Origin of the sequence: Streptomyces sp. NBC_00873, from assembly GCF_045207415.1 — a bacterium.
Lineage (GTDB): Bacteria > Actinomycetota > Actinomycetes > Streptomycetales > Streptomycetaceae > Streptomyces.
Genome location: NZ_CP108804.1, coordinates 52,427 through 65,783, shown reverse-complemented (window position 1 = coordinate 65,783; position 13,357 = coordinate 52,427). Strand labels below are relative to the sequence as shown.

Annotated in this window: 8 protein-coding genes and 4 CRISPR repeat arrays (1 of these 12 only partly in view); of the genes, 5 read left to right on the top strand and 3 right to left on the bottom strand. The window is 69.8% G+C overall.

Annotation, left to right across the window (positions count from 1 at the left end; translation table 11 throughout):
• Positions 1-719: a CRISPR direct-repeat array (repeat unit 28 nt; unit sequence GTCGTCCCCGCGCTCGCGGGGGTTGCTC); it reaches 3,519 nt to the left of the window's first position.
• Between the two features lie 94 nt (positions 720-813).
• Positions 814-1,575: direct repeats of the CRISPR family, unit length 28 nt; unit sequence GTCGTCCCCGCGCTCGCGGGGGTTGCTC.
• A gap of 38 nt (positions 1,576-1,613) precedes the next feature.
• Positions 1,614-2,699, bottom strand: a complete 1,086-nt coding sequence (locus tag OH809_RS44035) for an IS110 family transposase (protein WP_331743874.1) — start codon at positions 2,697-2,699, stop codon at positions 1,614-1,616.
• Between the two features lie 511 nt (positions 2,700-3,210).
• Between OH809_RS44035 and OH809_RS44030 the strand changes: the two genes are divergently transcribed.
• Both OH809_RS44030 and OH809_RS44025 read left to right on the top strand, forming a co-directional pair.
• Positions 3,211-4,413, top strand: coding sequence for an IS110 family transposase (locus OH809_RS44030; RefSeq protein ID WP_331743996.1), 1,203 nt, complete (start codon positions 3,211-3,213; stop codon positions 4,411-4,413).
• A gap of 175 nt (positions 4,414-4,588) precedes the next feature.
• A complete protein-coding gene (locus OH809_RS44025) occupies positions 4,589-5,023 on the top strand; it encodes a VOC family protein (protein ID WP_331743993.1) in 435 nt (144 codons plus the stop codon).
• A 135-nt stretch (positions 5,024-5,158) separates the two neighbouring features.
• A CRISPR array of direct repeats spans positions 5,159-5,552; the repeat unit is 28 nt; unit sequence GTCGTCCCCGCGCTCGCGGGGGTTGCTC.
• Between the two features lie 152 nt (positions 5,553-5,704).
• Positions 5,705-6,232: direct repeats of the CRISPR family, unit length 28 nt; unit sequence GTCGTCCCCGCGCTCGCGGGGGTTGCTC.
• 490 nt (positions 6,233-6,722) lie between these two features.
• Here OH809_RS44025 and OH809_RS44020 read toward each other — a convergent pair.
• Both OH809_RS44020 and OH809_RS44015 read right to left on the bottom strand, forming a co-directional pair.
• Entirely contained in the window at positions 6,723-7,904 is a 1,182-nt protein-coding gene (locus tag OH809_RS44020) for a ParB/RepB/Spo0J family partition protein (RefSeq protein ID WP_331743867.1), read from the bottom strand.
• The gene (locus tag OH809_RS44015) at positions 7,901-9,139 is read right to left on the bottom strand and encodes a ParA family protein (RefSeq protein ID WP_331743864.1); all 1,239 of its coding nucleotides are present in this window, start codon (positions 9,137-9,139) and stop codon (positions 7,901-7,903) included. The genes OH809_RS44020 and OH809_RS44015 overlap by 4 nt, the downstream gene beginning before the upstream one ends.
• A 618-nt stretch (positions 9,140-9,757) precedes the next feature.
• Here OH809_RS44015 and OH809_RS44010 point away from each other — a divergent pair.
• The 3 genes from OH809_RS44010 to OH809_RS44000 all read left to right on the top strand — a co-directional run bounded on the left by OH809_RS44010 (position 9,758) and on the right by OH809_RS44000 (position 13,349).
• Positions 9,758-10,684 carry a helix-turn-helix domain-containing protein gene (locus OH809_RS44010; protein ID WP_331743861.1) on the top strand — a complete coding sequence of 309 codons (927 nt, stop codon included), beginning with the start codon at positions 9,758-9,760 and terminating at the stop codon, positions 10,682-10,684.
• 86 nt (positions 10,685-10,770) lie between these two features.
• Positions 10,771-12,549 (top strand): histidinol-phosphate transaminase, encoded by a 1,779-nt coding sequence (locus tag OH809_RS44005; RefSeq protein ID WP_331743858.1) that lies wholly within the window; start codon positions 10,771-10,773, stop codon positions 12,547-12,549.
• Positions 12,546-13,349, top strand: a complete 804-nt coding sequence (locus OH809_RS44000; RefSeq protein ID WP_331743854.1) for a phosphatidate cytidylyltransferase — start codon at positions 12,546-12,548, stop codon at positions 13,347-13,349. Before OH809_RS44005 ends, OH809_RS44000 begins: the two co-directional genes overlap by 4 nt.
• Positions 13,350-13,357 lie beyond the last annotated feature (8 nt).

The window sequence follows — 13,357 nt, the reverse complement described above, 5'->3', positions numbered from 1 at the left end:
GTCGTCGACGAGCAGCTGGTGTCGTCCCCGCGCTCGCGGGGGTTGCTCCACGCAGCGCCGCCTGAACCGGGTGGCCGACGCGTCGTCCCCGCGCTCGCGGGGGTTGCTCCCCGACTGCCACCTCTACCTGGTCGAGCCGGTCGTCGTCCCCGCGCTCGCGGGGGTTGCTCTGTCTTGGGTTCCGTAGTCAGTTGGGTGGTGGAGTCGTCCCCGCGCTCGCGGGGGTTGCTCGCTCCTTGAGGCGCTTGCGGAGGTTCTCGTTCTGTCGTCCCCGCGCTCGCGGGGGTTGCTCCCGGGGGATCGGCATGGTCGGGTCGGGGGCGACGTCGTCCCCGCGCTCGCGGGGGTTGCTCCCGGTTCGTGAAGGTGGTGAAGGCCCGTGTGAGGTCGTCCCCGCGCTCGCGGGGGTTGCTCCATGCCGCGGAGCGTCATACAAGGTCCAGCCATGTCGTCCCCGCGCTCGCGGGGGTTGCTCGTGGTGCAGCCAGTCCTGCCGGCAGCGCGCGTAGTCGTCCCCGCGCTCGCGGGGGTTGCTCGGGGCTGCCGATCATGGTCCAGGGCCCGTCCATGTCGTCCCCGCGCTCGCGGGGGTTGCTCGCGGACGATCGCAGCGGCGATGATGTCCGACTTGTCGTCCCCGCGCTCGCGGGGGTTGCTCGGGCTTCACACCTCGCACCGGGCTGTATGCGCTGTCGTCCCCGCGCTCGCGGGGGTTGCTCGGGGCTGCCGATCATGGTCCAGGGCCCGTCCATGTCGTTCCCGCGCTCGCGGGGGGTTGCTCGATCAGGCCGAGGCGGTCGCGGTCCTCGTACAGGTCGTCCCCACGCTCGCGGGGGTTGCTCGGGCATCGACGGCTCGTGGCCGCTGATCATCCCGTCGTCCCCGCGCTCGCGGGGGTTGCTCCGGGGCAGGCGGGCTCACCGTGACCATGTACTGGTCGTCCCCGCGCTCGCGGGGGTTGCTCGCGATGCTGAGGGCCGCGACGTGGTTGGAGTTTGTCGTCCCCGCGCTCGCGGGGGTTGCTCGGGCTGCGGCATGATCGCCGCCTTCTTCTTCGGGTCGTCCCCGCGCTCGCGGGGGTTGCTCCATCGTTGCTGCGGGTGATCCTCCCGAGGTGATGTCGTCCCCGCGCTCGCGGGGGTTGCTCTTGTTGGGCTGTTCTTCGAGTCCGCACCGCAGGCGTCGTCCCCGCGCTCGCGGGGGTTGCTCGTTCACCGGCCCGGATGGCACGAGTTTCGGCATGTCGTCCCCGCGCTCGCGGGGGTTGCTCCTGCCGCCACAGCGTGGCCGCGTACACACCGGGGTCGTCCCCGCGCTCGCGGGGGTTGCTCGAGGCGCGACATCCCCAGGAACTTGCACAGGTAGTCGTCCCCGCGCTCGCGGGGGTTGCTCGGCGATGGAGGTGGGCCAGCAGTTGTACACGCGGTCGTCCCCGCGCTCGCGGGGGTTGCTCCGTGTCCCGGCGCCGGTTCCTGGCCGCCCCGTCGTCGTCCCCGCGCTCGCGGGGGTTGCTCCTGCAGTCGATGACCACATCCGCGCTGATGCTGGTCGTCCCCGCGCTCGCGGGGGTTGCTCCTCTTCAACGATGGGACCCCCGAGGCTGCTATATCAAGTCAAGCTGCTTGAGGAAGATCTTCAGCGGTGATCTGCTGTGCGGGCTGATCTCCTCGTTCGAGGAGCTTGAAGAGCTGCCGGCAGATTGCACGCTTGAGGCAGCGTTGTGCGTCTCTCGCGGTCTTTCCTTCGCTGATTCGGCGGGCGACGTAGGCGCGGGTGGTCGGGTCGAGGCGGATACGGATCAGAGTGATCGTGTGGAGTGCCCGGTTGAGCTGCCGGTCTCCGCTGCGGTTGATCCTGTGCCGGTTGGTCAACCCTGATGAGGCGGGGATTGGAGCGACACCCGCGAAGGCCGCGAACGCCGCCTCGGACCGGAAGCGGCCCGTGTGTGACCAGCTGATCAGGATCTGGGCAGCGCTGATCGGTCCGACGCCCTGCAACGCCAGCAGCTCGGGGGCGATCGTACGAACGAGCGCGAGAAGCTCCGCTTCGAGCTCCTTCGCCTCAGAACGCAGGCCTTCGATCCGCTGAGCGGCGCTTCGCAGGGCGCGAACGGTCATGCGGTGCTCGATGTCCTGGGTCGGCCAGTCCCGCAGCTTCGCGCAGTACGCCACCTGGTCCTTGCTCTTCATGCCCCGGAGCTCGACGCGGAGTTCGTCGGGCGCCGAGATGATCAGGGCCTTGAGCAGGTTGATCGCAGCCGTGCAGGCGAGGACGGCGCTCTGGCGGGTGACGAGTAGGACACGGAGTGCCTCGCGCTCACCGCGGCGTCGTGGGTGGATGAGGTGTTCGGTCGCCAGGGCCTCCCTGGCCGCGCGGACGGCATCAAGCATGTCGGTCTTGCGCCCGCCCCGGATGGCGGGACGCTTGGGCCGGCACACTTCGACGACGCTTTCACCAGCCGCGTCCAAGAAGGCGGCAAGCCCGGCGCCATAGGAGCCGGTACCCTCCAGCGCCCAGCAGCGCCGGCCCGGAATGTGCTGGCGGGCGAAGTCCAGGAGCTGCTGGTACCCCCGGGCGTTGGCGGGCGAATCGGTGCTGGCCAGGACGGCGCCGATGGGGCTGCCGGCCGCTGCGGCGAGGATGTCCCGGTGCGTGTCGACGCCGATGACGCCGTCGACCTGTTCTGCGAGCATGGTCACGCGGTTGTTCTCCTTCAAGGGCTGGACGACCGTGGTCGGCGTCGGCCTGGGTGGAGTCACCGCGTGGCAGAACTGTGATGAGTCACGTCGAAATGGCGGACAAGCTGCTGATCAAGCCAACGGGGTGGGCCAGGCCGACGCCGACGTCCGGCAGACATCTCGGGGGCACGGCAAGCTCTGACGAGCCGCCAGTTACCGTTTCGGGTCATGCCGGAACGCCAACGCCAGCCTGGCAGCAACCCAACCCGGGCCGCAGCTCCACTCTCACAGTTACCTTTTTCGTGGCCCCGAAATGGGGCTCCCGGCCTCCGGGCCCGGCATGACTGAGTCCCCCTGTCGTACGCATGATCCGGGGAGTGGTGTCACCGGGCACCGGAGGCACCGGTAGACCGCTGATTAGGGGCACGACCGCCGACCCGGCGACGGGTACGGCAGGCCTTCGTAACGTGGATGCCGGCATCTGGTGCCGTAGGTGAGGCCGGGGACACGAGCGCGTCAGCGGAGGCTGTTGGTGATCGAGATCGGTGAGGTGGCCGTCTTCCTCGGCCTGGACGTCGGCAAGGGCGAACACCACGGGCGGGGCCTGACCCCGGCCGGCAAGACCGTCTTCGACAAGCGGCTGCCCAACAGCGAACCCAAGCTGCGGGCCCTGTTCGACAAGCTGAGCGCGAAGTACGGCACCGTGCTGGTGGTCGTCGACCAGCCCGCCAACATCGGCGCCCTGCCGCTGGCCATCGCCCGCGACGCGGGCTGCCTGGTCGCCTACCTGCCCGGGCTGACCATGCGCCGGATCGCCGACCTCTACCCCGGCGAGGCCAAGACCGACGCCCGCGACGCGTTCATCATCGCCGACGCCGCCCGCACCATGCCCCACACCCTGCGCGCCCTGGCCGCCACCGACGAGACCATCGCCGAGCTCGACATGCTCGCCGGATACGACGACGACCTCGCCGGCGAAGTCACCCGCACCGCCAACCGGCTGCGCGGCCTGCTCACCCAGATCCACCCCTCGCTCGAACGGGTCCTGGGCCCGCGCATCCAGCACCCGGCCGTACTCACCATCCTGGAGCGATACGGCTCCCCGGCCCTGATCCGCAAAGCCGGACGCCGCCGCCTGATCACCCTGATCCGGCCCGAGGCACCGAGAATGGCCGAGCGCCTGATCGAGGACATCTTCACCGCCCTCGACGAGCAGACCGTCGTCGTCGCGGGCACCGGCGCGGCCGCCACCATCGTGCCCGGCCTCGCCGCCCAGCTGCGCGCCCACCTCACGCAACGCGCCGCCCTGGAACGGCAGATCGCCGACCTCCTGGAGGCCCACCCTCTTTCGAAGCTCCTGACGTCGATGCCGGGGATAGGCGTCAGGACCGGCACGCGCATCCTCATCGACGTAGGCGACGCCGGCACCTTCGCCACCTCCGGCCACCTCGCGGCCTACGCCGGGCTGGCCCCCGCCTCCCGCATCTCCGGCTCCTCCATCCGCGGCGAACAACCCTCCAGACGCGGAAACAAACAGCTCAAACGCGCCTTCTTCCTCGCCGCGTTCGCCTCCCTCGCCGACCCGGCCTCCCGCACCTACTACGACCGAAAACGCGCCCAGGGCAAAACCCACACCCAAGCTCTCCTCTGCCTCGCCCGACGACGCGTCGACGTCCTGTTCGCCATGCTCCGCGACGGCACCTTCTACGAATCACGACCCGCAGCGGCCGCCTGACCCGTGTCGCAGGCCTCCGCAGCTACGGGACGAGCCCGTCACCACATGGTGACCACGAACCCAGCGCTGGTGATCCTGCCAACCTGATGACGTCTTTCACTTCAAGAGACTTGCTCCGTCGGTGAGTTACGCAGGGGCCTCTCCGAGGGCTCGGAGGCCGGATAGGGTGAGCCAAATGGAACAGCGCATCAGTCTGATCACGCTGGGTGTTGCCGATCTTGGACGTGCCCGGTCGTTCTATGAGTCCCTGGGCTGGGAGGGGCAGACGGTTCAGGAAACCGTCTTCTTCCAGGCGGGTGGCCTCGGGCTCGCCCTGTGGGCCCGCGACAAGCTCGCGCTCGACTGCGGCGTTGAAGATAGTCAATCGGCTGGGTTCGGCGGGATCGCGCTCGCTCACAACGTGCGATCCCCAGCCGAAGTCGACGAGCTCATAGCGACAGCGGAGCAAGCGGGCGCTACCGTCACGCGTCCTGCGGCCACGACGTTCTACGGCGGCTACGCAGGTGTCTTCGTCGACCCTGACGGCCATGCCTGGGAAGTCGCTCACAACCCAGGTTTCCCGCTTGCCGCAGACGGCTCAATCACCGTCCCCGACTTCAACAGTCTTTAGGATCAACCCGCTGACTCCAGGACGCGCCAGCCCACCTGGACCGGGGTCAAGGTGGGCTGGCGCGTGCTCATCGTCATGGCTGACATCGTCGCCGGGCTTGACGAAAGAGATAGGGGCACCCCCCATGACGGGACGGTGGTCCCCGCGCTCGCGGGGGTTGCTCCTGCCAGACGGCAGCGACCCGCTACCTTCGGGGGTCGTCCCCGCGCTCGCGGGGGTTGCTCGACCAGATGCTGAAGATCGCGAAGGGCATGCAGGTCGTCCCCGCGCTCGCGGGGGTTGCTCGGGCGCGAATGCCCAGCTCGACCGGATGATGACGTCGTCCCCGCGCTCGCGGGGGTTGCTCCATCCACGCGTCGTGCGGCGTCATGTGGCCGAGGTCGTCCCCGCGCTCGCGGGGATTGCTCGCTCCGCCCCCGTCAGATCCAGCTCGCCCGGGAGTCGTCCCCGCGCTCGCGGGGGTTGCTCTCGACACCCGGCCCGGCTACCGAACGGTGCTGAGTCGTCCCCGCGCTCGCGGGGGTTGCTCCTCCGCTGACTACCGCGGTGAACGGGGCGAGGAGTCGTCCCGCGCTCGCGGGGGTTGCTCCTCCGCTGACTACCGCGGTGAACGGGGCGAGGAGTCGTCCCGCGCTCGCGGGGGTTGCTCTCCTTGGCGTTCGGTGTCCTGGTGTTCCGTGACGTCGTCCCCGCGCTCGCGGGGGTTGCTCGCTGGCCGAGGAAAACCCCTCGGTACGGGCCAAGTCGTCCCCCCGCTCGCGGGGGTTGCTCGCGTGACGCCATTCGAGAGCTTCGCTGGGCCGTGTCGTCCCCGCGCTCGCGGGGGTTGCTCGGGGTACACCGCGCGGGCCGTGGAGAAGGGTCCGTGCCGGGGTTGTCGTCCCCGCGCTCGCGGGGGTTGCTCGAACGGGGCGCCGCCCGCCGAGTGGACGTACACGTCGTCCCCGCGCTCGCGGGGGTTGCTCGGGCGGGGAGACCGTCTACGACCACGGCACGTCGTCGTCCCCGCGCTCGCGAGGATTGCTCGGTGATCGACGCGCACGAGACCACGGTGTTCAAGTCGTCCCCGCGCTCGCGGGGGTTGCTCCCAGCAGGTGTTCGTTCCGCTCACGTACACCCTGTCGTCCCCGCGCTCGCGGGGGTTGCTCCGTCGCCGACGGCTCGTATCCGGTCGACCTGTAGTCGTCCCCGCGCTCGCGGGGGTCCAGGACGTCATTGCCCCCGTGGCCTGCTCCCCGCACCCGCGGGGATGGTCCCGCACAGAAGATCGCCGATGCCGCCGTCGTCTCCTGCTCCCCGCACCCGCGGGGATGGTCCCTCAACTTGCGGGACCGGTCGGCCGGGGCCTGGCTGCTCCCCGCACCCGCGGGGATGGTCCCGGTCGGGCTCAGCACGTGCTCGACCACGGTGCCTGGTCCCCGCACCCGCGGAAATGGTGCACAAATCCGGCAGGAGGGGGAAGGGGCGGAGGCGCTGCGAACCCCGTGCGGGAAGACCTCTCCCCCGCTGCCGTGCGCCCTGCGGGGGGCTCCGCCCCGCCCCGTCCCGTCCAATCGACGGGTGTGTGTACGGGGAAGGGACGTGGCCTGGGATCACTCGGTCGTGCGACTGAGACACCCCGGCACAACAAGACTCGTCGACTGGATCCCGACCGGGCGTGACAACGGCCCCGTTCTGGAGGGGCCGTTGTCACGCCCTGCTACACGTCGCTGCTGAGGTGCTCGACGAGTGCCTGCCGGTACTTGAGCGGAGCCGCGGCCCTCAGGTCAGAGGCTGCAGCCTCAGGGCCGCCAACCATCTCGAGGTAACGGGCGATCGCAAGGCGCCGCTGCTCCTCGTCGAGCTTCCAGAAGACGATCTCCATTGCCGCCGCCCCGTCGTGCCACGGCATCTTTACCGGCGGCCGGGCCAAGGAATCGACGCGCTTCTCGGACACCGCACCATTGTCAGGTTCGCTGGGCTGGACGCGTGGCTCGGGAAGTACTGCTGCAGTGACGCCGGCCTGCTCCGGAGCAGCTGGCCGAGGTTCGGCACTCCGGGCCTGAGGGGCGCCGTTTATTACGCCGTAATGAGATCGGTCCGCCTGATCGCCTTCCGCAGGCATGTCGGCAGGCTGCTTGAGGCTGCCAGCCTTCCTCTCCTCGGCGCGGGCCTTCTTCTCGGCAGCCTCCTGGGCTTCCTTCTCCTTCAGGCGCCGCAGGTGAGCCTCCTGCTCCTCGGCCTTCTTCTTACCGACCCGGCGGAGCAGAGCTGCCGATTCCTCACCTGACTGCAGTTTCTCCTTCAGCTCGGGTGTCAGCGTCAGCAGCGCGAGCCGCTGGGAGACCCATCCCTGGGAGCGGTGCAGTCGCGCCGCGAGAGCTTCCTGGGTGCCGTGCACCTTGAGCAGCTGCTCAAGAGCCTTGGCCTCATCAAGGTGGTCAAGCTCCTGGCGGTGAATGTTGGCGACGAGGGCCGACTCCAGTATCTCGTCGGGGTTGCTGCCGAGGTCGTCGTCGAGCATGACCTTGATCTCGGTGAGGCCGGCTTCCCGCGCTGCGGCGAGGCGGGAGTTGCCGTCGATGACGACGTACTTGGTTCCCGGATCGAGGTCGCCTTCGCGCCCGGGGTTGCCTTCGAGGTAGGCAAACCGGCCCATGATGCTGATCGCAGTCTTCTGCCCGTGGTCGCGGAGACTGGCACCGAGGTCGGTCAGATCGCCGAGGTCGGACCGCGGGTTGTCCGGGTTCAGGCTGATGGCACCAACAGGGAGTTTGACGGGGGGCGGCGCTCCCTCGGTGGGTGCCGCGGTGACGGCGTTGATGGCTGCGCGGCGTGCGCTGATGCCACCCTGGGTCTGCCCGAACGACGACCCGGCGCCGAGACGGTCTGCCTTGCTCATGAGATCTCCCGGGCCAGGGCCCGCATTCCGACGGACTGGTCACAGCGGGGCGAGTACGCGAGCAGGGGCTGCTTCACGCGTACCGCCTCCTTCTGCTCCTTCAGGTCTCCGATGACACCGAGGACCCGCGGATCCTTTATGTCCATCCACGACTCAAGGGATGACGTGGCGATGTATCCGCGCCGGGCGTCGTAGTGGTTCACGACGATGCCGAGGTAGTCGAGTTCGAGATGCATGTCGTCGCGCAGGTCTTCGATCTGCGAGGTGAGGAGCCCGTACGCGTCTGCGGAACTGTCCTCTGCCTGGACAACAACGAGGACACCGGAGTTGCCAGGGGCCTCTCCCTGGCGGCGGCGCCCGAAGTAGGCGGCGGCGTCCATGCTGAGCCCGAGGCTCGGCGGACAGTCGATAAGGATCGCGTCGTAGTTGTTCTCGATGGGGGACAGGGCCCTTTCGAGAGCGGCTTCACGGGCCCGGACACCGGACAGCTTGACGTCGAGGAGAAACGCGTCGGTGCACGCAGGCAGAAGGTCGAGGCGGTCACCGAACCGAGGGTCTTCGATCGAGACGATGAGGTCCCGGAGCTGCCCCTTGGACTCGCCGGCCATGTGCTTGGTGAGGCTGTCGCCCTCGAGCGGCAGCGGTTCATGGCCAAGCTGCTTCGTGAGGTGACACTGAGGATCGAAGTCGACCAGGAGGACTCGCAGGCCGAGGCCGGGCAGGTCTTCGTAGTCGAGGGGGGATTCGCCCTCGGTGTCGGAGAGGGCGGCGGCGAAGTGCTTGGAGATCCGCACAGGGTGAAGCTGGTTGGCGTCTTCGGCGAGCGCCTCACCCGTACCGGCGGTGATGGCAGTCTTGCCGACTCCGCCCTTCTGATTGCAGACGATGATCCGCTTGGGGTGTTCCGGCCGTACGACGGTGGGGGCAGGGTTGGTCTCCAGCCACATCTGCACGGACTGGGCAAGCCCTTGGATGAGGGAGACGCCGCGCAGAGCGCAGTCGTTGCGGAAGTCTTCCCACTGACCTGGGGGCAGGAAGGTGGCGAAGGACTTGGCGCCGGCTGTGTCGATGAGGGCAAGGTTCGAGCCGAGTCGGCGCCACGCCTCGATGCCGGCTTCGACGGCGTGCTGGATGTCGATGCCGTGCTGGGCTGCCCGGATCTTCAAGTCCTGCTGCAGCACGGCGGGCAACTTGGAGACGACCTTCTCGCGGTCGCCAGGGGAAGGCGAAGTCATGCTGGACACTTTACTAACGTCCAAGATCAATGGAAGCACCGACACGTTAGTTCTTAGCTGTTGGCCGGTCCCGGTTAGGTGTGGGCAGTCCCGGTCTTCTGCAGGCAGGCAGTTCAACCGGCATACGGTGCACCCCCGGTGCCCGAGCGTCCCGCTTGTCTGTAGGCACTGCTGGTCAGATGCACACGATGCCTACAGATATCTGGGACCGAACATGAGCCGCCGTCACCCGGCTCAGTATTACGCCGTAATAATCGGACGCCGGCTGTCCTGTACCCGTGAAGTCTCGGCAGTCCCGGTTTCCTCTGGGCATCTGCGGTGGTGTCCCGGTCTTGTCTGGGCTAGTAGGGCAGCCGACGACGTGAGGTTCGACAGTTCAAGGCCAAGTTCAATCGACGCCTGCCACAAGAACGAGCGCTCCGGACCACGGCCCGGGCCGGGTTCCTCACCGAACTCAAGCGGACCGCCACGCGCGTCGAAGCAGCCGTGCAGCACGATCACCCGGAGCAAGATCTGGGGTTCGTTGTCCGGTCAGAGAGCCGCTAGTCGACCTTCACCTTGGGGGAGGCCACAGCATCAAAGGGCCGGGCGACGTGCTCGGCATGAGGAGGAGCGAGCATGGGGTTGCTGACCATCGGGGCGTTCGCGAAGGCGTCCCGGCTGTCGCCGAAGGCGCTACGTCTCTACGGCGAGCTGGGCCTGCTGACCCCCGCTCGCGTCGACCCGGTGACCGGCTACCGCCTCTATGCCCCGGACCAGCTGGACCAGGCCCGGCTGGTCGCCTGGCTTCGCCGCTTGGGGATGCCCCTGGCCCGGATCCAGCACGTCTGCACGCTGGAGGCAGGCGCGGCGGCCCAGGAGGTCCGCGCGTTCTGGGCCCAGGTCGAGGCCGACACCGCCGCACGGCGGGAGCTGGCCACCTTCCTCATCGGCCACCTGTCCTGGAAGGACCCTGCCATGTCCCCGACCGCCAAGCCCCTGGGAATCCGTTACGCCGCGCTGTCCGACGCCGGCCTGGTCCGCGAGAGCAACCAGGACACCGCCTACGCCGGATCCCGCCTGCTCGCCGTCGCCGACGGCTTCGGCCGAGGAGGAGCCCCGGCAAGCGCCGCTGCCGTCGACGCACTCAAGCGCCTCGAAGCCGACAGCACCCCGGCAGGCAATCTCCTCAACAGATCGGCACCCACAGCATCCTCACCGGCCCCTGAGCGCAGCGTGGTCATGGGAGCGACTGTTGACCGATCCGGACCGGTCAGCCGGTGCCCATCACGTGCTCGGCTCGCTTCCGGATCTCTTCTGAGATCGTCTGGTTCGGGCTTCTCGTGCGGAGCCGGGTTGCAGGGAGGGGTATCCGAGGGTGGCGAACCGGAGCTCGATCAGCCCGGTGCGGGCCTCATGGTCGAGCCGGATCGAGTACTCCATGTCGTGCGGCGGGTAGATCGCGTCAAGGTGGCGAGCCTCGCTCACCGGCAGGCCGAAGTCAGGGTCGGTCTGCGCGTTGACGAGGTCCTGTCGGCGATGGGTGGCGCTCGGCTTCCCCCGTGACCGGGGTGAGTACACGTACTCAGGTGTCGTCGGCCGGACTCCTCCATGCTGGTGCGCGAACGCCGGACCGTCTCAGGGGGACACGCATGGACCACGCCCTGCAGCTGCGCGCTGCCACGCCTCGGGATCACGACTGGATCCACGAGTTGCGCCATCGCGTGTACGCGGAGGAACTGGGACAGCATCCGGTGGATCCGTCGGGGCGGCTGAGCGACGGGCTCGACGGCGACAACATGTATCTCGTGGCCGCGCGCGGGGAGACGCGGATCGGCTTCGTCAGCCTCACCCCGCCGTGGGTCGGCCGCTACGCGCTGGACAAGTACCTGACGCGCGAGGAGCTGCCGGTCCTGTCCGAAGAGGCGCCGTTCGAGATCCGCGTCCTGACCGTCGAGGAGCGCTGGCGGTCCACCGTGGCGGCGCCGCTCCTCATGTACGCGGCGCTGCGCTGGGTCTCGGCCCGGGGCGGCCGCCAAGTGGTGGCGATGGGACGCACGGATCTGCTCGACATGTACCTCACCAGCGGGCTGCGGCCAGTGGGGCGCACGGTCCGCTCGGGCGCCGTCTCGTTCGAGGTGCTGAGCGGGTCCGTGGCCGAGCTGACAAGGACGGTCCGGGAGCGCCACGGCCGGACCGTGGAGCGGCTGCGGGCGGGCCTCGACTGGCGGTTGGACATGGCGTTCGCGCCGCGCGCGGACGGCTGCGAGCACGGCGGTGCCTTCTTCTCTGCGATCGGTACGGACTTCCGGACGCTGACCCGCCGTCACGAGGTGGTCGCGGCCGATGTGCTGGACGCCTGGTTCCCGCCGTCCCCGGAGGTCCGCGCGGTCTTGTCGGAGGATCCGGGGTGGGCGGCGCGAACCTCGCCGCCGACAGGCGCGGAAGGGCTGCTCGCGGAAATCGCCGGGGCCCGTGGGCTGCCGGTGGAGTCGCTGGTCGTCGGGGCGGGCTCGTCCGACCTGATCTTCCGGGCGTTCGGCCGGTGGCTGACGCCAGGAAGCCGGGTGCTCCTGCTGGATCCGAGCTATGGCGAGTACGCCCATGTCACCGAGCGGGTGATCGGCTGCCGGGTCGACCGGCTCCGGCTGCGCCGGGAGGACGGCTGGCTGCTCGATCCGGCCCGGCTCGCCGCCGCGACCCGGAGCGGACAGTACGACCTCGTGGTGGTGGTCAATCCGAACAATCCGACCGGCCGCCACGCTCCCGCAGACGCTCTGCGCGCGGTGATCGAGGCCTCGCCCACGCGGACCCGATGGTGGATCGACGAGGCGTACCTGGGCTATGTCGATCCTGCGGACTCGCTGGCCGGGCTCGCGTCGGTCGACCCCCGGGTCGTGGTCTGCACCTCGCTTTCGAAGATGTACGCGCTGTCGGGAATGCGGGCCGCGTATCTGGTGGCCGACCCCGACACGGCCGGGGGGCTGCGCCGCTGGACGCCGCCGTGGCCCGTGAGCCTGCCGGCCCAGCTGGCCGCCGTCACGGCGCTGCGCGAGCCCGCGTACTACGCGGAACGCTGGGCACGTACCGCTGTGCTGCGCCGGGGGCTCGCCGCCGGGCTCGCGGAGCTCGACGGGTTCTCCTCGGTCGACGAGGGGGTGGCGAACTTCCTCACGGTGACCCTGCCGCCGGGCGGACCGAGCGCGGCCCGGCTGGTGCACGAGTGCCGCCGCCACGACGTGTACCTGCGGGACCTGTCACCGATGTCCCCGGCGTACGAGGGGCGGACCGTCCGCGTCGCTGTCCGCGACACGGCGGAGAACACGCGGATCGTGGCGGCGTGCCGGAGCGCCCTGGACGCGCTACGCGCGCCGGTGGCGGTGGCGGTGGCGGTGGCGTCGGGCGTGCCGGACGGGCGGGTCTCCCGGTGACAACGGTCCCCGGTCTCGTGCCGTACCTCGGCGGGGCAGTGGCGATCGGAGGGCTCGCGGTGGCGGCGACCCGGCGGCGTGAGCTGATGGTCCGCTGGTGTGTGTGGGCGCTCGGAGTACCACTGGTCACCGGCGCGTTCTGGCTCGGTCCGCCGGGGATCGCGGTGCTCGCGGCCGTGGTCGGGGTGGTCGCGGTGGCGGAGTTCGGCGGGCTGCTGCGGCTGGGCCCGGTGGACCGGGCGGTGCTCGGCGCAGCGGTCGTCGGGCTCGTCCTGACCGCCTGGCTGGCCCCCGGGGAGGTGCTCCGGGTAGCGGCGGTCGGGGCGCTCGCGATCGCCGGAGTGCCCCTGCTGTCGGGCGACTCCGAGCACGGGTTACGCCGCCTGGGGGCGGGCCTGCTCGGGCTCGTGTGGCTGGGTGCCCTGGCCGGTCTCGTGCCGTCGGGTGCTCTCGGCCTCGTCCTGTTCGTGGCCGTGTCGATCGCCGACATCGTCGCGTACGGGGCAGGTCGCCGTCTCGGCGGCCCCCGGCTCTCCCCGCTGTCCCCCGCCAAGCGGTGGAGCGGCACGCTGGCCGGGGCGGCGGCCGGTCTCTTGACGCTCGCCGTGCTGTCGTCCCTGACCTGGCAGACGGCAGCGGCCGTGGCGGTCGGCGGCCCACTCGGGGACCTGCTGGAGTCGATGGTCAAGCGGGGTGCCCGCGCGAAGGACGCCGGCCGTTGGCTTCCCGGCTCCGGCGGTCTGCTGGACCGGATCGACTCCCTCCTCGTCGCCCTGGCGGTGCTGCTGGTGCTGGGCTGAGCCACGGT

Excerpts from the sequence above, each read along its gene's own strand:
- OH809_RS44025 (WP_331743993.1), top strand. The coding sequence starts at position 4,589 with ATGGAACAGCGCATCAGTCTGATCACGCTGGGTGTTGCCGATCTTGGA.
- OH809_RS44020 (WP_331743867.1), bottom strand. The coding sequence starts at position 7,904 with ATGAGCAAGGCAGACCGTCTCGGCGCCGGGTCGTCGTTCGGGCAGACC.
- OH809_RS44015 (WP_331743864.1), bottom strand. The coding sequence starts at position 9,139 with ATGACTTCGCCTTCCCCTGGCGACCGCGAGAAGGTCGTCTCCAAGTTG.
- OH809_RS44010 (WP_331743861.1), top strand. The coding sequence starts at position 9,758 with ATGGGGTTGCTGACCATCGGGGCGTTCGCGAAGGCGTCCCGGCTGTCG.
- OH809_RS44005 (WP_331743858.1), top strand. The coding sequence starts at position 10,771 with ATGGACCACGCCCTGCAGCTGCGCGCTGCCACGCCTCGGGATCACGAC.